This window comes from Erythrobacter sp. LQ02-29, assembly GCF_022576075.2.
Taxonomy (GTDB): domain Bacteria; phylum Pseudomonadota; class Alphaproteobacteria; order Sphingomonadales; family Sphingomonadaceae; genus Alteriqipengyuania.
In genome coordinates this window covers 2,038,657-2,062,110 of record NZ_JANCNT010000001.1, presented here as the reverse complement: position 1 = coordinate 2,062,110, position 23,454 = coordinate 2,038,657, and the positions used below count along the sequence as shown (strand labels likewise).

General features: G+C 65.6%; 28 protein-coding genes. 17 read left to right on the top strand and 11 right to left on the bottom strand.

Annotation, left to right across the window (positions count from 1 at the left end; translation table 11 throughout):
- Positions 1-14: 14 nt before the first annotated feature.
- The 6 genes from MKP08_RS10195 to MKP08_RS10170 all read left to right on the top strand — a co-directional run bounded on the left by MKP08_RS10195 (position 15) and on the right by MKP08_RS10170 (position 4,398).
- A complete protein-coding gene (locus MKP08_RS10195; RefSeq protein ID WP_241553728.1) occupies positions 15-1,004 on the top strand; it encodes a retropepsin-like domain-containing protein in 990 nt (329 codons plus the stop codon).
- 143 nt (positions 1,005-1,147) lie between these two features.
- Positions 1,148-1,612 (top strand): ribose 5-phosphate isomerase B, encoded by a 465-nt coding sequence (gene rpiB / locus MKP08_RS10190; RefSeq protein WP_241553727.1) that lies wholly within the window; start codon positions 1,148-1,150, stop codon positions 1,610-1,612.
- Positions 1,609-2,934, top strand: coding sequence for a serine hydroxymethyltransferase (gene glyA, locus MKP08_RS10185; RefSeq protein WP_241553726.1), 1,326 nt, complete (start codon positions 1,609-1,611; stop codon positions 2,932-2,934). Before rpiB ends, glyA begins: the two co-directional genes overlap by 4 nt.
- 11 nt (positions 2,935-2,945) lie before the next feature.
- Positions 2,946-3,164, top strand: coding sequence for a hypothetical protein (locus MKP08_RS10180; protein ID WP_241553725.1), 219 nt, complete (start codon positions 2,946-2,948; stop codon positions 3,162-3,164).
- Positions 3,165-3,656, top strand: coding sequence for a transcriptional regulator NrdR (nrdR, locus tag MKP08_RS10175; RefSeq protein WP_215228286.1), 492 nt, complete (start codon positions 3,165-3,167; stop codon positions 3,654-3,656).
- Between the two features lie 4 nt (positions 3,657-3,660).
- Positions 3,661-4,398: an RNA methyltransferase gene (locus MKP08_RS10170; RefSeq protein WP_241553724.1), complete on the top strand. Its 738-nt coding sequence runs from the start codon at positions 3,661-3,663 to the stop codon at positions 4,396-4,398.
- A gap of 4 nt (positions 4,399-4,402) precedes the next feature.
- On the opposite strand, the gene MKP08_RS10165 is transcribed toward MKP08_RS10170, so the two are convergent.
- Entirely contained in the window at positions 4,403-4,714 is a 312-nt protein-coding gene (locus MKP08_RS10165; protein ID WP_241553723.1) for a chorismate mutase, read from the bottom strand.
- Positions 4,715-4,958: 244 nt separating this feature from the next.
- On the opposite strand from MKP08_RS10165, the gene rpsD reads away from it, so the two are divergent.
- Both rpsD and MKP08_RS10155 read left to right on the top strand, forming a co-directional pair.
- On the top strand, positions 4,959-5,573 hold the full coding sequence (gene rpsD, locus MKP08_RS10160; protein WP_215228289.1) for a 30S ribosomal protein S4: 615 nt from the start codon (positions 4,959-4,961) through the stop codon (positions 5,571-5,573).
- A gap of 99 nt (positions 5,574-5,672) precedes the next feature.
- The gene (locus MKP08_RS10155) at positions 5,673-5,849 is read left to right on the top strand and encodes a hypothetical protein (protein ID WP_241553722.1); all 177 of its coding nucleotides are present in this window, start codon (positions 5,673-5,675) and stop codon (positions 5,847-5,849) included.
- Here the strand turns inward: MKP08_RS10155 and tgt are convergent.
- Together tgt and MKP08_RS10145 are read right to left on the bottom strand one after the other, a co-directional pair.
- Positions 5,846-6,985 carry a tRNA guanosine(34) transglycosylase Tgt gene (tgt, locus tag MKP08_RS10150; protein WP_241553721.1) on the bottom strand — a complete coding sequence of 380 codons (1,140 nt, stop codon included), beginning with the start codon at positions 6,983-6,985 and terminating at the stop codon, positions 5,846-5,848. The two genes, MKP08_RS10155 and tgt, sit on opposite strands and share 4 nt — an antisense overlap.
- 4 nt (positions 6,986-6,989) lie before the next feature.
- Positions 6,990-7,982: a YdiY family protein gene (locus MKP08_RS10145; protein WP_241553720.1), complete on the bottom strand. Its 993-nt coding sequence runs from the start codon at positions 7,980-7,982 to the stop codon at positions 6,990-6,992.
- A gap of 120 nt (positions 7,983-8,102) precedes the next feature.
- Between MKP08_RS10145 and MKP08_RS10140 the strand changes: the two genes are divergently transcribed.
- Positions 8,103-8,876: a TSUP family transporter gene (locus MKP08_RS10140; RefSeq protein WP_241553719.1), complete on the top strand. Its 774-nt coding sequence runs from the start codon at positions 8,103-8,105 to the stop codon at positions 8,874-8,876.
- On the opposite strand, the gene MKP08_RS10135 is transcribed toward MKP08_RS10140, so the two are convergent.
- From MKP08_RS10135 to MKP08_RS10105, 7 genes are all read right to left on the bottom strand, one after another.
- A complete protein-coding gene (locus MKP08_RS10135; RefSeq protein WP_241553718.1) occupies positions 8,866-9,630 on the bottom strand; it encodes an ABC transporter permease in 765 nt (254 codons plus the stop codon). The two genes, MKP08_RS10140 and MKP08_RS10135, sit on opposite strands and share 11 nt — an antisense overlap.
- Positions 9,627-10,583 (bottom strand): ABC transporter ATP-binding protein, encoded by a 957-nt coding sequence (locus tag MKP08_RS10130; RefSeq protein WP_241553717.1) that lies wholly within the window; start codon positions 10,581-10,583, stop codon positions 9,627-9,629. The genes MKP08_RS10135 and MKP08_RS10130 overlap by 4 nt, the downstream gene beginning before the upstream one ends.
- A gap of 7 nt (positions 10,584-10,590) precedes the next feature.
- On the bottom strand, positions 10,591-11,622 hold the full coding sequence (gene queA / locus MKP08_RS10125) for a tRNA preQ1(34) S-adenosylmethionine ribosyltransferase-isomerase QueA (protein ID WP_241553716.1): 1,032 nt from the start codon (positions 11,620-11,622) through the stop codon (positions 10,591-10,593).
- Positions 11,623-11,726: 104 nt separating this feature from the next.
- Positions 11,727-12,452: a peptidylprolyl isomerase gene (locus MKP08_RS10120; RefSeq protein ID WP_241553715.1), complete on the bottom strand. Its 726-nt coding sequence runs from the start codon at positions 12,450-12,452 to the stop codon at positions 11,727-11,729.
- An 81-nt stretch (positions 12,453-12,533) separates the two neighbouring features.
- On the bottom strand, positions 12,534-13,046 hold the full coding sequence (gene coaD, locus MKP08_RS10115) for a pantetheine-phosphate adenylyltransferase (RefSeq protein WP_241553714.1): 513 nt from the start codon (positions 13,044-13,046) through the stop codon (positions 12,534-12,536).
- Positions 13,046-13,969: a polyprenyl synthetase family protein gene (locus MKP08_RS10110; protein ID WP_241553713.1), complete on the bottom strand. Its 924-nt coding sequence runs from the start codon at positions 13,967-13,969 to the stop codon at positions 13,046-13,048. Before MKP08_RS10110 ends, coaD begins: the two co-directional genes overlap by 1 nt.
- Positions 13,962-14,225 carry an exodeoxyribonuclease VII small subunit gene (locus tag MKP08_RS10105; protein ID WP_215228299.1) on the bottom strand — a complete coding sequence of 88 codons (264 nt, stop codon included), beginning with the start codon at positions 14,223-14,225 and terminating at the stop codon, positions 13,962-13,964. Before MKP08_RS10105 ends, MKP08_RS10110 begins: the two co-directional genes overlap by 8 nt.
- 119 nt (positions 14,226-14,344) lie before the next feature.
- Between MKP08_RS10105 and purL the strand changes: the two genes are divergently transcribed.
- The 3 genes from purL (at position 14,345) to bfr (ending at position 17,473) form a co-directional block, all read left to right on the top strand.
- The gene (gene purL / locus MKP08_RS10100) at positions 14,345-16,579 is read left to right on the top strand and encodes a phosphoribosylformylglycinamidine synthase subunit PurL (protein ID WP_241553712.1); all 2,235 of its coding nucleotides are present in this window, start codon (positions 14,345-14,347) and stop codon (positions 16,577-16,579) included.
- A 68-nt stretch (positions 16,580-16,647) separates the two neighbouring features.
- Positions 16,648-16,842 carry a bacterioferritin-associated ferredoxin gene (locus MKP08_RS10095; RefSeq protein WP_215228301.1) on the top strand — a complete coding sequence of 65 codons (195 nt, stop codon included), beginning with the start codon at positions 16,648-16,650 and terminating at the stop codon, positions 16,840-16,842.
- A gap of 97 nt (positions 16,843-16,939) precedes the next feature.
- Positions 16,940-17,473, top strand: coding sequence for a bacterioferritin (gene bfr / locus MKP08_RS10090; RefSeq protein WP_241553711.1), 534 nt, complete (start codon positions 16,940-16,942; stop codon positions 17,471-17,473).
- A gap of 90 nt (positions 17,474-17,563) precedes the next feature.
- Here the strand turns inward: bfr and serB are convergent, their stop codons facing one another.
- Positions 17,564-18,448 carry a phosphoserine phosphatase SerB gene (gene serB, locus MKP08_RS10085; protein WP_241553710.1) on the bottom strand — a complete coding sequence of 295 codons (885 nt, stop codon included), beginning with the start codon at positions 18,446-18,448 and terminating at the stop codon, positions 17,564-17,566.
- On the opposite strand from serB, the gene miaA reads away from it, so the two are divergent.
- The 5 genes from miaA to MKP08_RS10060 all read left to right on the top strand — a co-directional run bounded on the left by miaA (position 18,441) and on the right by MKP08_RS10060 (position 23,432).
- Positions 18,441-19,412: a tRNA (adenosine(37)-N6)-dimethylallyltransferase MiaA gene (gene miaA / locus MKP08_RS10080; RefSeq protein ID WP_241553709.1), complete on the top strand. Its 972-nt coding sequence runs from the start codon at positions 18,441-18,443 to the stop codon at positions 19,410-19,412. The two genes, serB and miaA, sit on opposite strands and share 8 nt — an antisense overlap.
- A gap of 96 nt (positions 19,413-19,508) precedes the next feature.
- On the top strand, positions 19,509-21,272 hold the full coding sequence (gene ilvB / locus MKP08_RS10075) for a biosynthetic-type acetolactate synthase large subunit (protein WP_241553708.1): 1,764 nt from the start codon (positions 19,509-19,511) through the stop codon (positions 21,270-21,272).
- Between the two features lies 1 nt (position 21,273).
- The gene (gene ilvN / locus MKP08_RS10070; protein WP_241553707.1) at positions 21,274-21,789 is read left to right on the top strand and encodes an acetolactate synthase small subunit; all 516 of its coding nucleotides are present in this window, start codon (positions 21,274-21,276) and stop codon (positions 21,787-21,789) included.
- A 118-nt stretch (positions 21,790-21,907) separates the two neighbouring features.
- Positions 21,908-22,927: a ketol-acid reductoisomerase gene (gene ilvC, locus MKP08_RS10065; RefSeq protein ID WP_241553706.1), complete on the top strand. Its 1,020-nt coding sequence runs from the start codon at positions 21,908-21,910 to the stop codon at positions 22,925-22,927.
- 58 nt (positions 22,928-22,985) lie between these two features.
- Positions 22,986-23,432, top strand: a complete 447-nt coding sequence (locus MKP08_RS10060; RefSeq protein ID WP_241553705.1) for a hypothetical protein — start codon at positions 22,986-22,988, stop codon at positions 23,430-23,432.
- Positions 23,433-23,454: the final 22 nt, after the last annotated feature.

Here is a 23,454-nt window from a genome sequence, read left to right as displayed (position 1 = left end):
GGTGGCGACGCCGGGTGGCCGGGGCCGCGTCGGTCGCGGTGGTGGCCACCCTCCTGGCCGGTTGCAGCATCGTCTTGCTGCCCGACAATGTCGCGAAGTGGGAGCAGATCGCAGGCGCTCAAGCGGCGGGGACCGGGGAGGCAGGCGATCCAGTCGCCACCCCGCCACTCGTCCTCGACGCTGCGGGCGGCTATCTGATCGATGCCACTATCAACGGACAGCCCGTCCGCCTGCTGGTATCCCTGCGCGACAGGGGCATCCAGCTGAAGGAGACCGCCGCCGAGCGCCTCGGGATTACCGAAGACAGTTCGCCGACCTCTATCAGGCTGGGCAAGAAGAAGGTTCCAGGCCGCTACGCCACGGCGGAGGTCGCGATCGGACCGGTCCGTTCGTCTCCGCGCATCGAGTGGTATGATGCCGAAGTGGGTGCCGGCGCGGACGGCGTCATCAATATCGCCTACCTGCCTTTCTCGTCGGTTACTCTCAATCTGCGCCCCTCCACCGACGCCGACCGGTGGTCGACTCTGCCGACCGAGGATCGGGGAGGCTTTGCGGTGGTCTATCGCCATCGCGAAGGCGAGCTGAATATCGACGTCCGGCCCGACCTCGAATCTGCGCAGACCGTGCTCACGACGTCCACCGGGGCCTTTCTCGCCGAACGGTTGGGTGGGACATGGACCGGGCCGGACGCGATGTATCCCATCGTCCACGGGATCGACCGACCGGTGCGTCCGATGGCATTCGCAACGCCGCTTCGCGTCGGGGATTTCAGGATCGACAATGTACTGGTGAGGTTGCGCGACTACCAGGGAGACGATCTGCTCCCCGCCTACGACACCGGTGAGAAGGAAGACGAAAACACCATCAGGGTCGTGGGCGAAACGGATCGCACCAGAGCTGCGCATTTCCTCTACCTCGGTCGGGACGTGCTGGGCCGATGCGCCAGCATCACCTATGTTCGCGAGACGGGGGAACTGCGGCTCCTTTGCCCGCCTTCTCCCTGAGCGAGGCGTCTTCCTCCATCTTGGGCGGCGGGAGCCCCTCCGTACGGCACTGACCGAGAGCAGCCACAGGTCTGCGCCGCGCGGTGGCGGATGAATCGGACTTGCGGGTGGAACATGGCGGCACATGCGCGTATGTGCGCCCCATGCGTATCGCCATCGCCTCCGACCATGCCGCCATCGAACTCAAGGCCGCCCTGCGCGAGTGGCTGATCGAGGAGGGGCACGAGGTCGCCGACCTCGGTCCCGACGGCCCGGAAAGCGTCGATTATCCCGATTACGGCTACCGCCTTGCCGAGGTGATTGCGGAAGGAACCGCCGAACGCGGCGTCGCCCTTTGCGGATCGGGCATCGGCATCTCGATGGCCGTCAACCGCAACGCCGCCGTGCGCTGCGCGCTGGTGTCCGAACCGCTTTCCGCCGCGCTCGCGCGCGAACATAACGATGCCAACGTGATCGCCATGGGTGCGCGCCTGATCGGCCGCGACATGGCCGTCGCCTGCCTCGAAAGCTTTCTCGCCGGCGATTTCGCCGGTGGCCGCCACCAGCGCCGGGTCGACAAGCTCTGCGCTCCGCCCTTCCTCTCCGACAGGATCGAACCGCACCAATGACTGCAAGCGCCCTCAAAGAAGCCCCCGCGACCGACGCGCCCTGGCTCGATCGCTTCTGGAGCGATTCGCTCGTCGATGCCGACCCGGAGATCCACGCCGCGATCGGTAACGAGCTGGAGCGGCAGCGCGATCGCATCGAACTGATCGCGAGCGAGAACATCGCCAGTGCGGCGGTGCTGGAGGCCGCGGGCAGCGTCTTCACCAACAAGTATGCCGAGGGCTATCCGGGCAAGCGCTATTACGGCGGCTGCGAATATGCGGACGTTGTCGAAACGCTGGCAATAGACCGTGCCAAGCAATTGTTCGGATGCGATTTCGCCAATGTGCAGCCGAACAGCGGCAGCCAGATGAACCAGGCGGTTTTCCTCGCCCTGCTGCAGCCGGGCGACACCTTCATGGGGCTCGATCTCAACGCCGGCGGGCACCTGACGCACGGATCCCCCGTCAATATCAGCGGCAAGTGGTTCAACCCGGTCAGCTACGGCGTTCGCAAGGACGACGAGCGGATTGACATGAACGACGTCATGGCTCTGGCGAAGGAACATAAGCCCAAGCTGATCATCGCGGGTGGCACCGCCTATTCCCGCGCCTGGGACTGGGCCGCCTTCCGCGAGGTCGCCGACGCGGTGGGGGCCTATCTGCTGGTCGACATGAGTCACATTTCCGGCCTGGTCGCAGGCGGCGCGCACCCCTCCCCCTTCCCCCATGCCCATGTGGTGACGACGACGACGCACAAGAGCCTGCGCGGCCCCCGTTCGGGCGTGATCCTGTGGAACGATCCCGATCTGACTAAGCCGCTCAACATGGCGGTCTTCCCCGGTCTGCAGGGCGGCCCGCTGATGCACATCGTCGCCGCCAAGGCGGTCGCCTTCCGCGAGGCATTGCGGCCGGAGTTTCGCAGCTATGCCGCCCAAGTGGTTGAGAACGCACGCGCTCTTGCAGCCAGTCTGGAGCGCAACGGTTTGCGCGTCGTTTCGGGCGGCACGGACAATCACTCCATGCTGGTCGACCTTTCGGCCAAGGACGTGACCGGCAAGGACGCCGAGACCGGTCTCGATCGCGCCTGGCTGACCTGCAACAAGAACGGCATTCCCTACGACACGCGCAGCCCCTTCGTGACCAGCGGCATCAGGCTCGGCACCCCGGCCGGCACGACCCGCGGGTTCGGCCCGGACGAGTTCGCCGTGATCGGCGAACTGATCGCCCAGGTCGTCGATGGCCTTTCCCGCAATGGGGCCGAGGGCGACGGCCAGGTTGAGCAGGCGGTGCAGCAGCGCGTGAGCGAACTCTGCCAGCGTTTCCCGGTCTATCCCGGTCGATAAGGAGGAACATCATGGAGGAGCGTGAACCGGAAAAGCGCGACTGGGTCGAGGATACGCGCGAAGAAATCACCGGCATGGCGCGTGGCGGGATGGATCATCCCTCCACAAAACCTGTCCTGACCGGTCTCGCCATCGGCGCGCTGGCCGGTGCGGTCCTGCCGGGCCTGAGCATTGCCATCGGCGCGATCGCCGGCGGGGGCTTTGCTCTCTACGACCGGATGCGCCGCTGAATGCGCTGCCCGTTCTGCGCGCATGACGACAGCCAGGTAAAAGACAGCCGCCCTGCGGAAGACAATGCGGCGATCCGGCGGCGACGGCAATGCGCATCGTGCGGCGGCCGCTTCACCACCTTCGAGCGGGTCCAGCTGCGCGATGTCGTGGTGGTTAAGGCGGGCGGAGATGGGCGCGCGGCGCGGCGCGAGGCGTTCGAACGATCGAAGCTCGAACGATCCGTCATGCTCGCCTGTCGCAAGCGCAACGTGGCGCAGGAGCGGATCGACCAGCTGGTGTCCGGCATCCAGCGCCAGCTCGAAACCTCGGGCGAGAGCGAGGTCGCCTCGTCCCATATCGGCCAGCTGGTGATGGACGGTCTGAAGCAGATCGACAGCGTCGCCTATATCCGGTTCGCCAGTGTCTATCGCGATTTCAGCGAGGCGCGCGATTTCGAGGAATTCGCCAGCACCGTGCAGGACGCGGCGCGCGACGAACGGACCGCGGGCTGAAGCGATGGCGCACACAGCAACCAAACCCGCGATCGTGCTCGTGCGCCCGCAACTGGGGGAAAACATCGGCAAGGCCGCGCGGGCGATGCGCAATTTCGGGCTCACCGACATGCGGCTGGTCGCGCCCCGCGACGGCTGGCCCAACCCGGCGGCCGGCCCCGCAGCGGCGGGAGCGGACGACGTGCTGGGCAATGCGCAGGTGTTCGACAGCGTGGCGGACGCGGTGGCCGATTGCGCGCATGTCTATGCCACCACGGTGCGCAAGCGCGGCGTGACGAAGCCGGTCCACACGTCGGAAGAGGCCGCGCGCGAGATCAACGCGGCGACCGGGCGCTCGGCGATCCTGTTCGGTCCCGAGCGATCGGGGCTGGAGACCGATGACGTCGCCCTCGCCCGCGCGATCGTGACGGTGCCGATCGATCCCGGCTTCGGTTCGCTCAATCTCGCCCAGGCGGTCATTCTGTGCGCGTATGAATGGTCTAAGGGACAGGGCCAGGCCCTGGTGCAGCCGACACAAGAGGATACCCTCCCCCCTGCGCCTCAGGCCGAGCTGGAAGGACTGATCGCGCATCTCGAGACGATGCTGGAGCCCAAGGGCTATTTCCTCCCGGAATCGCGCGCGGAGGCCACCCGCCGCACCCTGCGCACGATCCTGACCCGCCCCGGCTGGAACCACCTGGAAATCCGCACTCTGCGCGGCGTCCTCAGCTCGCTGGGCCGCGGAGACCGCACGGAAGACTGAGCTATCAGGCCCGCTGGCGATCCCACTCGTCGAGCTCGTAGGCGATCGAGCCCTCTACCAGGCGGTCCCAGATTTCCGCGATCACATCGCCCGGCAGGCCGCGCTCGATGCCGTCGGCCATCGCCGCTTCTATGACCGCCCGCTTGCGCGCCTCGTCACGCACGCTGTCGCGATCCTGCTTGATCCGGGCGGCGGCGCGCATGTAGCCAAAGCGCTGTTCGAGCAGCGTCATCAGCGCGCGATCGGTGGCATCGACGCCCGTGCGCACTTCGGGCATGGTCTGGCAATTCTCGGGTGATTTGATCGCATTGGTCATGCGCGGTGCAGTGGCGGCAACGCGGCGGTTTGTCGAGGGATCACGATGGCCCGCGACGCTTGACTTCGCACCCGCACCCGCTATTGCGCGCGCTTCACTTCGGCACCGCGAGACACGTCTTGCGCCCGATTGGCCCCGCATCCCGGTGAAGCGGCGGCCGCATCACGGATGATTGCCGTGATGGTGCGGACCGGGTTCAACGGGGCGGCGCTGGGCCGCCTCATGCAAATTGGAAGGAAATACCATGTCGAAGCGCACCCGCGCCAAGCACAAGCTCGATCGCCGTATGGGCGAGAACATCTGGGGTCGTCCGAACTCCCCGGTGAACAAGCGTTCCTACGGCCCCGGCCAGCACGGCCAGCGCCGCAAGGGCAAGACGTCCGACTTCGGCCTGCAGCTGCGCGCCAAGCAGAAGCTGAAGGGCTATTACGGCGACGTGACCGAGAAGCAGTTCAAGGGAACGTACCAGCAGGCCTCGCGGATGAAGGGCGACACCGGCCAGAACCTGATCGGCCTGCTCGAACGCCGGCTGGACATGGTGGTCTATCGCGCCAAGTTCGCGCCGACCATCTTCGCCGCGCGCCAGATCGTGAACCACGGGCACATCCGCGTGAACGGCGTGAAGTGCAACATCGCGAGCCGCCGCGTCGACGTCGGCGACGTCATTAGTCTGGGCGACAAGGCCAAGGACATGGCGCTGGTGATCGAGGCGCAGAGCCTGCCCGAGCGCGATATTCCCGATTACGTCGCGCCCGACGGCAACGACAAGGTGAGCTTCACCCGCGTGCCGCAGCTGGACGAGGTGCCCTACCCCGTCACCATGGAACCGAACCTGGTGGTCGAGTTCTACTCGCGCTGATCGCGGGCCACATACCGAATACGAAAAGGGCGGCCCGCGGGTCGCCCTTTTTCTTTTCTATCAAAGGTTTATTTGGTTTCCGCTGGAACCGGATTCGGTGTGAAGCGCTTTTTCGGCGTCATGCCGCACTATCGCTACATCACGCCGCGCAGACGCGGTAAATGGTACGCCAACCTGATCGATGCGCAGCGCCAGGCGAGTGCGATCGGCGCGGGATTTCTCGACGGATCGGGCAGCTTCGTACCCTATCGCGGGACGATCCTCGAACTGCGCTAGGATGCGTGCGACTGCCCGAGGTAATCGGTTCGGAATTGCGAAGCGAAGCCTGCGAACCGCCCCGCCGCGAGCGCGTCGCGCATCGCCTGCATCAGGCGCTGGTAGAAGGTAAGGTTGTGTTCCGTCACCAGCATCGCGCCCAGGATCTCGCCCGCTTTGTTGAGGTGATGGAGATAGGCGCGCGAGAAGCGGGTGCAGGCGTCGCACGGACACCCTTCCTCCAGCGGCTCGGGGTCCTCCGCGAAACGGGCATTGCGCAGGTTCAGCGGCCCGTTCCAGGTGAACGCCTGACCGTTTCGCCCCGATCGCGTGGGCAGCACGCAATCGAACATGTCGACGCCGCGCTCCACCGCGCCGACCAGATCATCCGGCTTGCCGACGCCCATCAGGTAACGCGGCGCATCCTCGGGTAGCTGGGCGGGCGCGAAATCGAGCGTGGCGAACATCGCCTCCTGCCCCTCCCCCACGGCGAGGCCGCCGATCGCGTAGCCGTCGAAACCGATCGCGCGCAGGGCCTCTGCCGAGCGGGCCCGCAAACTCTCGTCGAGCGCCCCCTGCTGGATGCCGAACAGCGCCGCCCCTTCCGCATGCGCGCCGCCCGCATCGAAGGCGTCGCGGCTGCGCTGCGCCCATCGCATGGACAATTCCATCGACGCCTCGATCTCCGCCAGCGGCCGGTCCGCGCGCGGGCATTCGTCGAACGCCATGACGATGTCGGAGCCGAGCAGGCGCTGAATTTCCATCGAGCGCTCTGGGCTGAGCATATGCTTCGACCCGTCGATATGGCTGCGGAACTCGACGCCTTCCTCGGTCAGCTTGCGCAGGTCCGACAGGCTCATCACCTGATAACCGCCGCTATCGGTCAGGATCGGGCGGTCCCAGTCCATGAAGCGGTGGAGGCCGCCCAAGCGCGCGACGCGGTCGGCCCCCGGGCGCAGCATCAGATGGTAGGTATTGCCCAGCAGGATGTCGGCGCCGGTTGCGCGCACGGTCTGCGGCTTCATCGCCTTCACCGTTGCCGCCGTACCCACCGGCATGAAGGCGGGCGTGCGAATCTCGCCGCGTCGCATCGCGATCGTGCCGGTGCGCGCCGCGCCGTCCGTCGCGGCGACGGTGAAGCTGAAACGGGCGGACATCCGGCTAGAACCCGTAGACGAGCGTGAAGCGCGACAGCGTATCGGTCGTCACCGCCCCGGGCGCAGGGTTGCTGTCATATTGCAGCTGATAGGTGAACTGTGTGCTGACCCGGTTGCTCACCTTCGCCTTCAGGCCCGATACCAGATTCAGCGTCGTGTTTGAGGAATCGAAGAAGACGGTGGCGTTGCTACCCGTTTCGGCCACCGCATTGCTCGACTGGGTGAAGGTCAGCCAGTCGCTGATGCGCCAGTTGGCATCCGCCCCGATCAAGCCCGCAAGCCGGTCGTCCGCCGTTCCGTCACGCAATTCCGTCCGGCGATAGGCCGGACCGGCCTTCACGGAGATCTTCAGACCGTCGCGATTGACGAGATCGTATCCGGCCCCCGCCGACAACGCATAGCGACCGTTGAAGCCCTGGAACCGGTCGCGTTCGTATTGCGCCAGGCCATAGACGAAGAACCCGTCCTGAACGTCGTAGCGCGGCTCGTAGGCGGCGAAATACTTCTCGCGCGTGGTGGTGCCGTTGGACCGCTGGTAATCGAAGGTACCGCGCAGCTGGTGCGTCCAGTCGAGCCCTTCTCGCGTCAGCTTCAGTCCAGCGCTCACCCCCACATTGTCGCTGTTGCCCGAAGACTGGAAGGCGCCGATCTGCCCTTCGCCCGACCAGCGTTCGAACACCCCGGCGGTGCGGATGGCTTCTTCCTGCTGCTCCTTGGCCAGGCGCTTCTCTTCCGCCTTCCGATCGCGGAATTGCTTGTGGATCGCCGCGATCTCTTCAGCATTGTCGGGATTGGTCTGCTTGGCGAGCTCGACCACCGTCTTCACCTTCGCCTCGTCGCCGGTCGCGATCGCCGCATCGATCATTGCGCGCACGGGATCGGGCAGCGACGCCGCAGGGGCCGCTGGTGCCGCCTCGTCTTCAGTCGGCTCGGCATGGGCCGGGGCGGAGGGAAGCGCGGCCAGAACGGCGGCAAGGGGCAGGACGAAACCTTTCATCGAAGACCGGTTAGCGGGCTTCGCGCGCGTGATAAAGAGGGTGTGAGGGCGGGAAACGACCAGCGGTTATAGGGCCGCGACCTTGCGAATGGCCGCGATTGTCCGCATGGCACCGCGACCATGCTGCTGCTTGCCTTCCAACCCGAACCCTGGCTGATCGCACTGATGACTGGCGTCGCCGTGCTGACCGGTTTCGTGGATGCCATCGCCGGCGGCGGCGGACTGATCATGATGCCCGCGCTAATCGCCGCCGGGTTGCCGCCGCACCTGGCGCTGGGCACGAACAAGATCCAATCCGTCTTCGGCACCACCACCGCCTGCGTCAATTACGCGCGCGGCGGGCTGGTCGAATGGCGCAGCTACGCGCCGCTGGTCGTGGTCGTGTTCGTGGCGTCGATCGCCGGGGCGTCGCTGATCCAGACCATTTCCTCCGAAACGCTGACCTACATCGTCCCGATCTTCCTGTTGCTGATGGCGGGCTACGTCATCTTCAGCCCCCGGATGACGGACGAGGATGCGCATGTGCGCCTGTCGCGTCGCGGCTACACGCCTGTGGCGGGCGCGATCGGATTCTACGACGGGTTCTTCGGCCCCGGCACCGGGCAATTCTTCACCACCAGCCTGGTCGGCCTGCGGGGCAAGGGGCTGACCCGCGCGGCCGCCAATGCGAAGCTGTTCAATGCCGCGACCAACTGGGCCGCGGTGCTAGCCTTCGCGCTGGGCGGTAAGATCTTGTGGGTGATGGGCCTCACCATGGCGGCGGGCGCGATGCTGGGCGGAACGCTGGGCAGCCGCTTCGCCATGCGCCACGGCGCGCGCATCATCCGCCCGCTGATGATCGTCGCCTCGCTCGGCCTGACGGCCAAGCTGATCTGGGACGCGGTTACGACCTGAGCCGCCACCCGGTGCGGAAGATGACGGCGATGATCGCGATGAACACCGCCAGCACCGCCACGGTCAGCCCGGCGGCGACCCAGATGTTCACGTCCGCCTGGCCGTAGAACGTCCAGCGCAGGCCGCTGACGAGATAGACGATAGGGTTGAAATAGGCGACCGTCCGCCACGGCTCGGCCAGCATATCGATCGAATAGAACGTACCGCCCAGGAAGGTCAGCGGGGTCAGGATCAGCAGGGGCACCATCTGCAGCTTCTCGAACCCCTCGGCCCACAGGCCCAGGATGAAGCCCAGCAGAGAGAACGCCGCCGCGACCAGCATGATGTAGAACACCGCCAGGATCGGGTGCGCGATGGTGTAATCGACGAACAGGGTCGCGGTGACGAGGATGATCGCGGCCAGGATCAGGCTCTTGGTGATGGCCGCGCCGACGAAGCCTAGCAGCGTTTCGACCACGCCCACCGGTGCGGACAGCAGCTCGTAGATCGCGCCCGTGAACTTGGGCATGTAGATGCCAAAGCTCGCATTGCTGGTGCTTTCGGACAAAAGCGTCAGCATCAGCAGGCCGGGCACGATGAAGGCGCCGTAATTCACGCCGTTCACCGCCTGCATCCGGCCGCCGATCGCCGCACCGAAGACGATGAAATAGAGCGAGGTGGTCAGCACCGGGCCGATGATGGAGCCGAAGGTCGTGCGGCGGAACCGCGACAGCTCGTTGCGGTAGATGGCATAGGCGGAGCGCCAGGCGATCATGCGGCGTGCTCCGTTGCGTGATGGTCGCGTTCGACCAGGTCGACGAAGATGTCCTCCAGGCTCGATTCCTTCTGGTCGAGCGCGGAATAGGCGATGCCGCGCCGGGCCAGCTCCTGCGCCAGTTCGGCGACCTCGGCCTTGCCCTTCCCCGTCCCGTCGCCGCCGCGATAGGCCAGCGTATGGCCGTCGTCCTGCAAGGTCACCGCCTCCGCATCGACCCACTCGGGCAGCTCGGTAATCGGCTGGACCAGCGTGAAATGCGCCTCGGTCCGGCCGAGCCGCTTCATCATCGCGTCCTTGTCGTCCACTAACAGGATGCGCCCCTTGTCGATCACGCCGACCCGGTCGGCCATCTCCTCGGCTTCCTCGATGTAATGGGTGGTGAGGATGATGGTGACGCCCTGCGCGCGGAGCCCGTCGATCTGCCGCCACATGTCGCGGCGCAGCTCAACGTCGACGCCGGCCGTCGGCTCGTCCAGGAACAGGATGTCGGGATCGTGCGCCAGCGCCTTCGCGATCAGCACGCGGCGCTTCATGCCGCCCGACAGCTTGCGCACCTGCTCCTTCTTCTTGTCGCCCAGGCTCAGCGAGCGCAGCACCTCGTCGACGCGCGCATCGTCCGGCCCGCGCCCGAACATGCCGCGCGAATACTTCACTTGCCGTTCGACCGTGTCGAACATGTCGACGCCGATTTCCTGCGGCACCAGCCCAATACGGCGACGCGCGTCGCGCCAGTTGTGCTGAAGATCATCCCCGAAGGCGCGGATGGTTCCGGATGTGACCCTGACCAGCCCGCACACGGCCCCGATCAGCGTCGTCTTCCCCGCGCCGTTCGGCCCGAGCAGAGCGAAGATTTCGCCCTTGCGAATGGAAAGGTCCACATTGTCGAGCGCTTTCAGCCCGCTCGGATAGACCTTGGTCAGGTTCTCAAGTTCGAGGATCGGCTCGCTCATGCGCGCTTCATGGCAGCAGCAGCGAGGAATCGCCATAGGAATAGAAGCGATAGCCGTGCGCGACCGCGTGGGCATAGGCGGCCATCATGCGCTCGCGCCCCATCAGCGCACTCACCAGCATCATCAGCGTCGATTTGGGCAGGTGGAAATTGGTCATTAACCCGTCCACCGCGCGGAAGGCATAACCCGGGGTGATGAAGATCGCGGTATCGCCCGCGAAGGGCTGGATCGTGCCGCTATCGTCCGCCGCGCTTTCGAGCAGGCGCAGGCTGGTGGTGCCGACCGCGATCAGGCGGCCGCCCGCGGCGCGCGCGGCGTTGAGCCGAGCGGCGGTCTGCGGCTCGATCCGGCCCCATTCGGCGTGCATGGCGTGATCGTCGGTATCCTCCGCCTTGACCGGCAGGAACGTGCCCGCACCCACATGCAGCGTCAGCGTCTCGCGCCCGATCCCGCGCGTGTCGAGCCGGTCGAGCAGCCGGTCTGTAAAATGCAGCGCTGCGGTGGGTGCGGCGACGGCCCCCTCCTCGCGCGCGAAGATCGTCTGGTAGTCTTCGCGGTCCCGTGAATCGGCCGGGCGTTTCCCGGCGATATAGGGTGGCAGCGGCACGCGGCCCGCGCGCTCCAGCAAGACCTCCACCGGCTCCTCCCCTTCGAAGGCCAGTGTCCAGCTGCCATCCGCCGCACGCTCTTGCGCAATAGCCGTCACGTCCGACCCGAACTCGATCCGGTCGCCGGGCCGCAACCGCTTGGCATTGCGCACGAAGGCCTGCCAGCGCCGCAGGTCGATCCGCTTGTGCAGCGTCGCGCCGATCCGCGCCTCACCGCGTCGCCCCTCCAGCTGGGCGGGAATGACCCGCGTATCGTTGAAGACCAGCACATCGCCCGGCTGCAACAGATCGGGCAAGTCCAGCACGGTCCGGTCCGCAAACGGCGCGTCCGCGCCATCCACGACCAGCATCCGCGCCGCATCGCGCGGCACGGCGGGGCGCAGCGCGATCAGCTCTGCGGGAAGGTCGAAATCGAACAGATCGACTTTCATGGAAGGCGATCCCGATTGTCCTGGGCTGGTCGAAAGGCGCGCATGGTGGGCGCGCCGCTATACCAGATGGGCGGGCACGTCACGCCCCGCCCGCGCGGCTCAACTCACTGCTGGCCCGGCGCGCTCGGCAGATCGGCGGTGATCGCACCCTGGCTCTGCACGCCCTTGGGCAGGACGGTCGACGCGACCGGCATCGGCTTGTCGTCCGAAGCGATGGACGCCTGCACGATATAGGTCGGGTCCTGCGGCGGTTCCCCACGATGGATCGCGTCTACCGCATCCATTCCGGCGATCACCCGGCCGAAATTGGTGTAGTTCCGGTCGAGCGCCAGCTTGGGATAGAAGACGATGAAGAACTGGCTGTTCGCGCTGTCCTCGCCCGCGGCGCGCGCCATCGACACGGTGCCGCGCACATGCGGCATCGGATTGAATTCCTGCTGCAGGTCGGGAAGCTGCGAACCGCCCTGCCCGGTCCCGGTCGGATCGCCGGTCTGCGCCATGAAGCCATCGATCACGCGGTGAAAGATAACCCCGTCGTAGAAGCCCTGCCGGGCCAGCGTCTTGATCCGCTCCACATGCTGCGGAGCCCAGTCGGGCATCAGGCGGATGGCGACGCGCTGCCCGTTCGACAGGTCGAGCAGCAGGATGTTGTCGCGGTCGTCCTCGGGATTGAAATCGACCTTCGCATAGGCGCTCGCGGGGCGCGGCGCCGCGGTCGCGGCGACTTCCGCGGTCGCGGTCGCGCTGTCATCCTGCGGATCGTCCTGCGCGAAAGCGGGGGAAATGGCCATCGCGGCAAGGGCGCCGGCGGCGATGAGGCGTTTGATCATGGTAATCCCGGAACAGTCTCAATTCAGGCTGGCGGAACTAGCGCCGCCGCGCTGTCGCTGCAATGAATAGCTATCCCGCGATCAATAATCGCCGCGTCGCCCCAGTTTCTCGACCCGGGCGAGAATGTCGTCCTTCACCGCCGGGCTGACGAAGGGCGCGATGTCGCCCCCGAACAGTGCGATCTCCTTGACCAGCCGCGACGCGATGGGTTGCAGCGATACGTCCGCCATCAGGAACACCGTCTCGATATCGTCGGACAGCTGCTGGTTCATCCCCGCCATCTGGTATTCGTATTCGAAGTCCGCCACGGCGCGCAGGCCCCGCACAATCACGTTGGCCCCGACCTTTTCGGCATAGCGGACCAGCAATGCGTTGAAGCCCTGCACCTCCACATTGGGAATGCCCATCGCCGCGATCTCGCGCTCCACCATGGCAAGGCGTTCCTCGGTCGAGAACATGGGGTTCTTGCTGGGATTGGTGGTGACGCTGACGATCAGCCGGTCGACCAGCGTCGCCCCGCGCCGGATGATGTCGGCATGACCAAGCGTGATCGGGTCGAACGTGCCCGGATAGATCCCTACGCGTTCGCTCATCACCTGTCCCTCTCGACGATGTACCGCGCGATGGCGCGCAGCACCTCGGCCTCATCGCCGTGGTTCGACAGGTGGCCGATGGCCTGCTCGACCAGCGCATTCGCCTGCGCACGCGCGCCGTCCACGCCCATCAGCGTGACGAAGGTCTGCTTGCCCTGCGCGCTGTCCTTGCCCACCGCCTTGCCCACGGTTTCCTCGTCGCCTTCCACATCCAGCAGGTCGTCGGCGATCTGGAAGGCGAGCCCGATATCGCGGGCATAGGCGCGCAGATGGCTGCGCCCGTCGGGCGGAATGCGGCCCAGGATCGCGCCCATTTCCACTGCCGCGCCCAGCAGCGCGCCGGTTTTCAATTGTTGCAGCCGGGTGATCGTGTGGAGGTCGAACGGCGGCGTGTCGGGAAAGTCGCTCGCCATATCCATCATCTGGCCGCCCGCCATGCCGCCATGGCCGCTGGCCCTCGCGAGGCACTCGACCAGCTCGGCGCGCAGGAAGGGATCGGTGCTCATCGCCGGTTCGCTCAGCAGCTCGAACGCAAGCGCATGGAGCGAATCGCCCGCCAGCACCGCGGTCGCCTCGTCATATTCCAGATGCACGGTCGGCTGCCCGCGCCGCAGCGCATCGTCGTCCATGCAGGGGAGATCGTCGTGGATCAGCGAATAGACGTGGATCGCCTCCACCGCGCAACCAGCGCGCACGGCCTGGGCGCGATCGACATTGTAAAGCGCCGCGGTCGATACGGTCAGCAAGGGGCGCAAACGCTTGCCGCCGCCGATCACCGCGTAACGCATCGCGGACACCAGTCGCGCCCGAAGGTCATTCGGTATCGTAAGTGTCCGGTCGAAGAAATCGTCCACGTCCTCGCGGATCGCCGCGAGCGCCCGTTGCAGCGCACCCTCGCCCCGCACGAGTTGCAGCTCAGCCATCGGAATCGAACGGCCGCGTGCCGCTCGCGCGGCCCACCCCGTTTTCGGCCCCGTCCTGCACGATGGCCTCGATCCGCGCCTGCGCCGCGTCGAGCCGCGCCTGGCAATGCTTGCGCAGGGTCTCCCCCCGTTCGTAGAGAGAGATCGACTTGTCGAGCGGCACGTCCCCGCTTTCGAGCTGGCGCACGACATCTTCGAGAGCGCGCAGCGCATCCTCGAAGCTCATCTGCGATATTTCTGCGGTCCCCTCTGTCATGCGGCGGAGCATTGGCGGGCTTGCCCGCGCCGGTCAACCGTGGACGCGCCGGGGCACGGCGCACAATTTTGCCGTTCCACCCGCTGGAATATCGCCCCCGCCGCCGCTAAGGCGCGGCCATGAACGAAATCACCCCCGAAATCGTCGAGCAGCACGGCCTCAGCACCGAGGAATACGACCGCGTCCTTCATGCCCTGGGCCGCGAGCCGAACCTGGTCGAGCTCGGCATCTTCTCGGTCATGTGGTCGGAGCATTGCAGCTACAAGTCGAGCCGCCTGCACCTGAAGAAGTTACCGACCGAGGCGCCGTGGGTGATCTGCGGCCCCGGCGAGAACGCGGGGGTGATCGATATCGGGGACGGGCAGGCCGCGATCTTCAAGATGGAGAGCCACAATCACCCCAGCTACATCGAACCCTATCAGGGCGCGGCGACGGGCGTCGGGGGCATCCTGCGCGACGTCTTCACCATGGGTGCGCGCCCGGTGGCCAATGCCAACGCGCTGCGCTTCGGACGGCCCGACCATCCGAAGATGAAGCATCTGGTGCAGGGCGTGGTCGCGGGCATCGGCGGCTATGGCAATTGCGTCGGCGTACCGACGGTGGCGGGCGAGACGAACTTCCACCCGGCCTATGACGGCAATATCCTGGTCAACGCGATGACCGTCGGCGTCGCCGATGCAGACCGCATCTTCTACTCGGCGGCGACGGGCGTGGGCAATCCGATCGTCTATGTCGGCTCCAAGACCGGGCGCGACGGCATCCACGGCGCGACCATGGCCAGCGCGGATTTCGGCGAAGATGCCGAGGCGAAGCGCCCCACCGTGCAGGTCGGCGACCCCTTTACCGAGAAACTGCTGATCGAGGCCTGCCTCGAACTGATGGCGACTGACGCCATCGTCGCGATCCAGGACATGGGCGCGGCGGGCCTGACCTCCTCCAGCGTCGAAATGGCGACCAACGGCAAGGCGGGCATCCGCCTCGACATGAACGCCGTGCCCTGCCGCGAGGAAGGGATGACGCCCTACGAGATGATGCTGAGCGAAAGCCAGGAGCGGATGCTCATGGTGCTGAAGCCCGGCAAGGAGGAAATGGCCGCAGCGATCTTCCGCAAATGGGAGCTCGACTTCGCGGTGATTGGCGAGGTGACCGATACGCAGCACATGGTGCTGGAATTCGATGGCGACGTGGTGTGCGACATCCCGCTCGGCCCGCTCGCGGCGGATGCACCGGAATATGACCGGCCTTATCTCTCTCAGGAGGACTACAAGGCCTGGGCGCAGGTGAAACCGTTGGACATGGTGCCCGAAAGTTCGGACATCGGGGCCGATTTGTTGAACTTGATGGCGAGCCCGGCGCTGGCTTCTCGGCGCTGGATCGCGGAGCAATATGATAGCCAGGTCGGTGCCGATACGCTGCAGACCGGCGGCGATGCGGGCGTGGTGCGGGTCCACGGGACGAAAAAAGCGCTCGCTATTACAACGGATTGCACCCCGCGCTACGTCCATGCCGACCCGTACGAAGGCGGCAAGCAGGCGATCGGGGAAGCCTATCGCAACCTCTGCGCAGTCGGGGCGCGCCCCCTCGCGGTGACCAATTGCCTCAACTTCGCGAATCCACAGCGTCCAGAGATCATGAGCCAGTTCGTCCACGCGCTGGAAGGCATGGGCGATGCGTGCCGCGCGCTCGATTTCCCGATCGTGAGCGGCAACGTGTCGCTCTATAACGAGAGCAAGGCGACGGGCGGCGGGAGCGCGATCCTGCCCACCCCCGCCATCGGCGGCGTCGGCCTCATCGACGATTACGATCGCATGATGACCATGGGGTTCAAGAACGAAGGCGACGCTATCTATCTGATCGCGCCCGATTTCTGGGCCCGGCCCGACCCGACCCGCTCGCATCTGGGCAAGTCGCTCTGGCTCGACGTGGTCAAAGGCCGCGACGAAGGCCGCACGCCCCCGACCGACCTCGAAGCGGAGCGCGGCGCGGGACGGATCGTGCGCAGCCTGATCGAGCGCGGACTGGTCAACGCGGTCCACGACCTGTCGGACGGCGGCCTCGCGGTCGCACTGGCCGAGATGGCGCTGGCCGGAAATGTCGGTGCCGAAGTGGGGGGCGACGACGCTTATACGCCCGCGCAATGGTGGTTCGGCGAGGACCAGGCGCGCTATGTCGTCACCGCGAGCGATCTCGAAGGTTTCGCGAAAATCATCGCCGAGGGGCCGGAGGACGAGGACGGCGAACTGATCGGTATCCGTCGCATCGGCACGGTCGGCGGGGATAGCGTAGTCGGCGTGTCGCTGACCGATCTGCGCGAAGCCAATGAGAGGTTCTTCCGGAACTGGATGGGCGGCTGAGCCCGCTTTTGCGAACGGATCGCAAATTTCCTGTTGCAATCCATTCGCATTACCATAAACTCGGCGGCATGATCGTATGCAGTTGCAACGTCCTCCGGGAGAGGGACATTCGCGCCGCCGCCCGCCGGGGTTGCCCCGATGCCGAGACGGCCTACCGCTCGCTCGGCTGCCAGTTCCAGTGCTTCAATTGCGAAGATCACGCCGAGGAACTGGTGGAGGAAGAACGCGCCGCGATGCTTCCCTGCGACACGCAGGCTGCCTGAAAATCATGCGGAATCGCGGCTGAAAACTGCGAGTCGCTTTCACTGGCCAAACCGGCAACGGGTCGCCTAGGCCCTCCCCAACACAAGGAGATAGGCCATGAAGGGCGATGCGAAAGTAATCCAATATCTCAATCAGGCTCTCACCAACGAACTGACTGCGACCAATCAGTACTGGCTGCATTTCCGCATGCTCGATCACTGGGGCATGACGTGGCTGGCCCAGTACGAGCGCAAGGAATCGATCGAGGAGATGGTCCATGCCGACCATCTGACCGCGCGCATCCTGCTGCTCGATGGGCACCCGAATTTCCAGCGCCTGGGTAATGTCCGGGTCGGCGAAACGGTCGAGGAGGTCATCCAGGCCGATCTCGAACTGGAGGAAGAGGCCATCCCGCTGCTGCGCGATGCGATCGAACATTGCGAGAGCGTGCGCGATTATGTCAGCCGCGATCTGCTGAAGGAAATCCTGCGCGACGAGGAGGATCACGTCGATCACCTCGAAACGCAGCAGGAGATGATCGAGAAGATGGGGCTGCAGAACTACATTCAGCTGCAATCCGCCCCCGCGCCCGAACAGCATATCGGCGGCGCGACCGCGGGTGACACCAAGGGTTTCGGCAAGGGCAATTAGCGCACTGGGGTCAACGCCGCCTGATAGCTATCGGGCGGCGGTTGCCAGTTGCCTGTCGTCGTCCGCCGCGTACGCTCGCCTCCGCACAGGCTATGCGCGAACCCACTCGCTCTCGGGAATGGCGAGCAGCTTCAGGATCGCGGTCAGGTCGCCGCGATCGATCCAGCCATTGGCGGCCGTGCGTGCTTTCGGCTTGGCGCGATAGGCGAAGCCGTAATCGGCAGCGTCGATCATCGGGATGTCATTCGCCCCGTCCCCGGCCGCCATGGTGATCGCGTCCTGCCCCAGCCGCTCGGCTTCCGCCCTCAGCGTGTCCAGCTTCGTTTCGCTGTCGACCACCGCTGCCGCGAGTTCGCCCGTCAACGCGCCCTCACCGACCGCCAAGCGATTGCCGACCACGCGTTCGAACCCGATGCGTTCGGCCACCGGGTCGGCGAAATGGTGGAAGCCGCCGGTCACCAGGACGGTATGGCATCCTTTCGATTTCAGAGTCGCGACCAGTGTCGCCGCGCCAGTGCTCGGTTCGATCCGCTCCGCGAGGCAGCGTTCGATCGCGGTTTCATCTAGCCCGGCTAGCAGCCCGACCCGCTCGCGCAGCGCCGCCTCGAAATCGAGCTCGCCCTGCATGGCGCGCTCGGTAATCCCCGCTATCTGGTCCTTCAGCCCGGCATAGTCGGCCAGCTCGTCGATGCATTCCTGCCCGATCATGGTCGAATCCATGTCGGAGACGAAAAGGTGCGGCACCGCGATCGTGTCCTGCGCGATCAAGCCATCGGTCGGGCCGAAATGCGTGTCGAAGACTTCGCGGAGCACGCCCGCGTCGCCTTCCGGCAGGCTGATCTGGAGCACGTCGCCGCAGAAATCGAGCATGGCCGCAGCAGCGATCGGCATGCCCCGCCGCTCTAGCTCCTGGCTCGCCACGTCGAGCCTTGTTTCGAGATCGGCAGGGTCTGCTATCAGGCGGGCGATGAGCATGGTGCGATCTCCGATGGACGTTGGTGGCAAGCCCGGTAGCAAGCCACGGGTGGCGCTCATCGCAGGGCCTACCGCCAGCGGCAAGAGCGATTGCGCTGTCGAACTGGCGCTGCGCTGGCAGGCGGCGGGTGGCCGGGCGGTGGTGATCAACGCCGACAGCGCGCAGGTCTATGCCGACCTGAGGGTGCTGAGCGCCCGCCCGACCGAAGCGGAGATGCGCGGGATCGAACATCGGCTGTTCGGCACGTGGGACGGCGCGCAGGCGTGCTCAGCGGCGGATTGGGCCATTGCGGCGAAGCGCGAGATCGCGGCGGCGCATGCCGACGACACGCTGCCTATCCTGGTTGGAGGTACAGGGCTCTACTTCAAGACCCTGCTGGAAGGGATCGCGCCGATCCCGGAGATCGATCCGGACATTCGGGACGATGTCCGCGCCCTTCCGGTAGAGGAAGCTTACGCCGCACTCGCTGACGCCGATCCGGAGCGTCATGCCGCGCTTTCTCGCAATGACAGCCAGCGGATCGCCCGCGCGCTGGAAGTTGTGCGGAGCACGGGTCGCCCGCTGTCGCACTGGCAGTCGCGCAAGGAAGGCGGCATCGGCGATGCGGTGTCGCTGCTGCCTGCGGTGCTGCTTCCAGAGCGGGAATGGCTCTACACGCGCTGCGACACCCGTTTTGAACGCATGATCGCCAGTGGGGCGATCGCGGAGGTCGAGGCTTTGCTCGCGCGCAAGCTCGACCCTGACCTGCCGGTCATGCGAGCGATCGGCGTACCCGAAATCGCCGGTTGGCTGCGCGGTGACTGGCCGCGAGAGGAAGCGATCAAGCACGGTCAGCAAGCGACCCGCAATTACGCGAAACGACAATATACCTGGTTTCGCCGCCAGCCTCCGCAAGATTGGATGCGCACGGAGACTTCTTCGGCTGCCCTGAACGAGCTTTGCGCAACTTTATGTCTTATATAGCCCTTGACAGGATATTTTATAGCTGCCACTCGCCCATTACCGATGGGCCCGGCACAGCGATGCGCCGGGCCGTTTTTTACCGCGGGAGATGATGCGATGACCGAGAGGAGCCAGACCGAACGCAGCGGCGCTGCGATCCTGCTCGAATGCCTGAAGCGCGAGAAGGTCGAGTTCGTGTTCGGCTATCCCGGCGGGGCCGTGCTGCCGATCTACGACGAGCTGTTCGGCGATGACCACATCCGCCATATCCTCGTCCGGCACGAGGCTGGCGCTGCGCATGCGGCGGAAGGCTATGCGCGCTCTACCGGCAGGCCCGGCGTGGTCCTCGTCACCAGCGGCCCCGGCGCGACCAATGCTGTTACCGGCATCGCCGACGCGTTCATGGACTCGATCCCCTTGGTCGTGATCACGGGCCAGGTCGCGACCGGCCTGATCGGAACCGACGCATTCCAGGAAGCGGACACGGTCGGCATCACGCGCCACTGTACCAAGCATAACTATCTGGTGAAGGATCCCGAGGACCTGGCCGCCACGATCTCCGAAGCGTTCCGCATCGCCACCAGCGGGCGTCCGGGGCCGGTGCTGGTCGATATTCCAAAGGATGTGCAGATCGCCACCGCGCCCTGGGACGCGCAGGCACCGTCGCGCGCCCTCGCCTCGCATCGCTACCAGCCGCGCACCGTCGCTGCCGCGGACGAGATCGCCGAAGCGGTCGACATGCTCGCCGCGGCGGAACGTCCCGTGTTCTACACCGGTGGCGGCGTCATCAACGCCGGGCCGGATGCCAGCGCCGCGCTGCGCCAGCTCCAGAAGCTGACCGATACGCCCGTCACCTCCACGCTGATGGGCCTCGGCGCTTTTCCTGCCGACCATCCCGACTGGCTGGGTATGCTGGGCATGCACGGCACGTTCGAAGCAAACATGGCGATGAACCGAGCCGACCTGATCGTGGCGATCGGCGCACGGTTCGATGATCGGGTGACCGGACGGCTCGACGCCTTCGCGCCGCAGGCGAAGAAGATTCACATCGATATCGACCGCGCGAGCATCAACAAGATCGTGGCGGTGGAACTCGGTATCGTCGGCGACTGCGCCACCGTGCTCGGCCAGCTGGTGGAGGCATGGGGCAGCCGAAAGCCGCGCGACCGCGGCGAGTGGAAGGCGCGGATCACCGGCTGGCGAGCGCGCGAAAGCCTGGCCTACCCTCCGCGAAAAGACGAAATCATGCCGCAGCTCGCAGTCGAGCGGCTGTTCGCGCTCACCCGCGATCGCGACCCGATCATCACCACCGAGGTCGGTCAGCACCAGATGTGGGCGGCACAGTATTTCGGCTTCATGGGGCCGAACAAATGGCTCACCAGCGGCGGCCTGGGCACGATGGGCTACGGCTTGCCCGCCGCGATCGGTGCGCAGCTGGGCAATCCGGAGAGCTTGGTGATCGACATTGCCGGCGAGGCGAGCATCCAGATGAACATCCAGGAACTCGGCACCGCCAGCCAGTATCGCCTGCCGGTCAAGATATTCATCCTCAACAACGAATATATGGGGATGGTCCGCCAGTGGCAGGAACTGACCTATGAAAGCCGCTATTCCAACAGCTATTCCGACAGCCTGCCCGACTTCGTGAAGCTGGCCGAGGCCTACGGGTGGAAGGGCATCCGCATCGAGGATGAGGCCGGCCTGGACGCGGGGATCGAGGCAATGCTCGCCCACGACGGGCCGGTCATCGTCGACTGCCAAGTGTCCAAGGATGCGAACTGCTTCCCCATGATCCCGAGTGGCGCCGCCCATACCGAGATGCTGCTCTACGGCGATACCGTCGCCGGTACGATGGACGACGAAGCGAAGGCGCTGGTGTGAGATGAAGATCACCGAACAAGCGGGCGAGCGGCATGTGCTCGCGGTGCAGGTCGACAACGAACCGGGCATCCTCGCCAAGATCACCGGACTGTTCACCGCACGGGGCTACAACATCGACAGCCTGACCGTGGCCGACATTACGGAAGATCACGCGATCAGTCGCATTACCATCGTCACCCGCGGACCGCCCGAGGTGATCGACCAGATCCAGGCGCAGCTCGAGCGGCTGATACCGGTCCACCGCGTCACCGACCTGACCGAGGAAGGCCCGCATGTCGAACGCGAGCTCGCACTCGTGAAGGTCACGGGCACGGGCGAGAAGCGGGTCGAAGCGCTGCGCCTCGCCGACATCTTCCGCGCGCGCCCGGTCGATACCACGACCGAGAGCTTCATCTTCGAGATCACCGGCTCACCGGAAAAGGTCGACAGCTTCATCGCCCTGATGCGAGAGCTGGGATTGGTCGAAGTGGGGCGCACCGGCGTCGTCGGAATGATGCGCGGGGCCGCGAGGGCTTAGATAAGCTGCACTACAATCAACAATATCGTCATTCCCGCAAAGGCGGGAATCCAGCTAACGACGGAGCACACTGAATCCCCGCCTTCGCGGGGATGACGACGGAAATGGGGATATCAGAGTGAAAGTCTATTACGACGCCGATGCCGACCTGAACCTTATCACCGACAGGAAGGTCGCCGTTCTCGGCTATGGCAGCCAGGGTCATGCCCATGCACAGAACCTTCGCGACAGCGGGGTGAAGGACGTCCGCATTGCGCTGCGCAAGGGCTCCTCCAGCGCCAAGAAGGCCGAGGACGCAGGGTTCACCGTCATGGAGAACGGCGACGCGGCGGAATGGGCCGACGTGCTGATGATCCTCGCGCCGGACGAGCATCAGGCGGCGATCTGGAACGACGATCTCAAGGGCCGCATGCGCTCCGGCAGTGCGATCGCCTTCGCCCACGGGCTCAACGTCCATTTCGGTCTGATTGAGGCACCGGAAGATATCGACGTCATCATGATCGCGCCCAAGGGCCCCGGCCACACCGTGCGCAGCGAGTATCAGCGCGGCGGCGGCGTTCCCTGCCTGATCGCGATCCACCAGGACGCCAGCGGCAACGCGCATGACGTCGCCCTCGCCTATGCCAGCGGCGTCGGCGGCGGACGCAGCGGTATCATTGAGACCAATTTCAAGGAAGAATGTGAGACCGACCTCTTCGGCGAGCAGGCGGTGCTGTGCGGTGGCATCACGCATCTGATTCAGGCCGGGTTCGAAACGCTGGTCGAGGCAGGCTATGCGCCGGAGATGGCCTATTTCGAATGCCTGCACGAAACCAAGCTGATCGTGGATCTGCTGTACGAAGGCGGCATCGCAAACATGCGCTATTCGATCAGCAACACCGCCGAATATGGCGATATCACCACCGGCCCGCGGATCATCACCGACGAGACCAAGGCCGAGATGAAACGCGTGCTCGCCGACATCCAGTCGGGACGGTTCGTGAAAAACTTCGTGCTCGACAACCGAGCGGGCCAGCCCGAGCTGAAGGCCGCGCGCAAGGCGGCCGAGGCGCATCCGATCGAAGAAACCGGCGCTCGCCTGCGTGCGATGATGCCGTGGATCACCGCCAACCGGCTGGTCGACAAGGACAGAAACTGACGGTCACACGATTGTCGCGTTGAGCGGGCAAAGCGGGCGGATCAATGGAGGTCTACCGATGATCCGAGTGCGTACCGACTTCGCTTTCCTGGCGGCTAGCGCCTGTCTTCTCGCGTCCTGCGGCCAATCCTCGCAGCAGGGCGAGACGGCAGACGACTACGCCGCGCGTGTCGCGGGAGGCCAGACACCGGCAGCCAATGTTCACCAGGGCGCGCAAACTGGGGCCGATCCGCAAGCGGCCCCACCCCCGCAAGTGATGCCCGACGGATCGCGCGGGTCGGCGCTGGCGGCAGGTGCCGAACGGTGCAATGCGCCCTTTGCGAAGCCCTTTCTCAATCAACCAGACTCCCCCGCTACGCGCGCCAAGATCGCCGAGGCCGTCGGATCTGGCGCTACCCTGCGGTTCCTGCCTGCCGGCACATCGGATCGGGTCGAGGACCAGACCGATCGCCTGAATGTGATGATCGACTATACAGGCGTTATCCGCGATCTGCGCTGTGGGTGATGCGCGCTCACGCCGGTCGCAC

Bases quoted from the DNA above. Each gene is read 5' to 3' on its own strand.
- rpiB (WP_241553727.1), top strand. From the start codon at position 1,148: ATGCGTATCGCCATCGCCTCCGACCATGCCGCCATCGAACTCAAGGCC.
- glyA (WP_241553726.1), top strand. From the start codon at position 1,609: ATGACTGCAAGCGCCCTCAAAGAAGCCCCCGCGACCGACGCGCCCTGG.
- MKP08_RS10180 (WP_241553725.1), top strand. From the start codon at position 2,946: ATGGAGGAGCGTGAACCGGAAAAGCGCGACTGGGTCGAGGATACGCGC.
- nrdR (WP_215228286.1), top strand. From the start codon at position 3,165: ATGCGCTGCCCGTTCTGCGCGCATGACGACAGCCAGGTAAAAGACAGC.
- MKP08_RS10170 (WP_241553724.1), top strand. From the start codon at position 3,661: ATGGCGCACACAGCAACCAAACCCGCGATCGTGCTCGTGCGCCCGCAA.
- MKP08_RS10165 (WP_241553723.1), bottom strand. From the start codon at position 4,714: ATGACCAATGCGATCAAATCACCCGAGAATTGCCAGACCATGCCCGAA.
- rpsD (WP_215228289.1), top strand. From the start codon at position 4,959: ATGTCGAAGCGCACCCGCGCCAAGCACAAGCTCGATCGCCGTATGGGC.
- tgt (WP_241553721.1), bottom strand. From the start codon at position 6,985: ATGTCCGCCCGTTTCAGCTTCACCGTCGCCGCGACGGACGGCGCGGCG.
- MKP08_RS10145 (WP_241553720.1), bottom strand. From the start codon at position 7,982: ATGAAAGGTTTCGTCCTGCCCCTTGCCGCCGTTCTGGCCGCGCTTCCC.
- MKP08_RS10140 (WP_241553719.1), top strand. From the start codon at position 8,103: ATGCTGCTGCTTGCCTTCCAACCCGAACCCTGGCTGATCGCACTGATG.
- MKP08_RS10135 (WP_241553718.1), bottom strand. From the start codon at position 9,630: ATGATCGCCTGGCGCTCCGCCTATGCCATCTACCGCAACGAGCTGTCG.
- MKP08_RS10130 (WP_241553717.1), bottom strand. From the start codon at position 10,583: ATGAGCGAGCCGATCCTCGAACTTGAGAACCTGACCAAGGTCTATCCG.
- queA (WP_241553716.1), bottom strand. From the start codon at position 11,622: ATGAAAGTCGATCTGTTCGATTTCGACCTTCCCGCAGAGCTGATCGCG.
- MKP08_RS10120 (WP_241553715.1), bottom strand. From the start codon at position 12,452: ATGATCAAACGCCTCATCGCCGCCGGCGCCCTTGCCGCGATGGCCATT.
- coaD (WP_241553714.1), bottom strand. From the start codon at position 13,046: ATGAGCGAACGCGTAGGGATCTATCCGGGCACGTTCGACCCGATCACG.
- MKP08_RS10110 (WP_241553713.1), bottom strand. From the start codon at position 13,969: ATGGCTGAGCTGCAACTCGTGCGGGGCGAGGGTGCGCTGCAACGGGCG.
- MKP08_RS10105 (WP_215228299.1), bottom strand. From the start codon at position 14,225: ATGACAGAGGGGACCGCAGAAATATCGCAGATGAGCTTCGAGGATGCG.
- purL (WP_241553712.1), top strand. From the start codon at position 14,345: ATGAACGAAATCACCCCCGAAATCGTCGAGCAGCACGGCCTCAGCACC.
- MKP08_RS10095 (WP_215228301.1), top strand. From the start codon at position 16,648: ATGATCGTATGCAGTTGCAACGTCCTCCGGGAGAGGGACATTCGCGCC.
- bfr (WP_241553711.1), top strand. From the start codon at position 16,940: ATGAAGGGCGATGCGAAAGTAATCCAATATCTCAATCAGGCTCTCACC.
- miaA (WP_241553709.1), top strand. From the start codon at position 18,441: ATGAGCATGGTGCGATCTCCGATGGACGTTGGTGGCAAGCCCGGTAGC.
- serB (WP_241553710.1), bottom strand. From the start codon at position 18,448: ATGCTCATCGCCCGCCTGATAGCAGACCCTGCCGATCTCGAAACAAGG.
- ilvB (WP_241553708.1), top strand. From the start codon at position 19,509: ATGACCGAGAGGAGCCAGACCGAACGCAGCGGCGCTGCGATCCTGCTC.
- ilvN (WP_241553707.1), top strand. From the start codon at position 21,274: ATGAAGATCACCGAACAAGCGGGCGAGCGGCATGTGCTCGCGGTGCAG.
- MKP08_RS10060 (WP_241553705.1), top strand. From the start codon at position 22,986: ATGATCCGAGTGCGTACCGACTTCGCTTTCCTGGCGGCTAGCGCCTGT.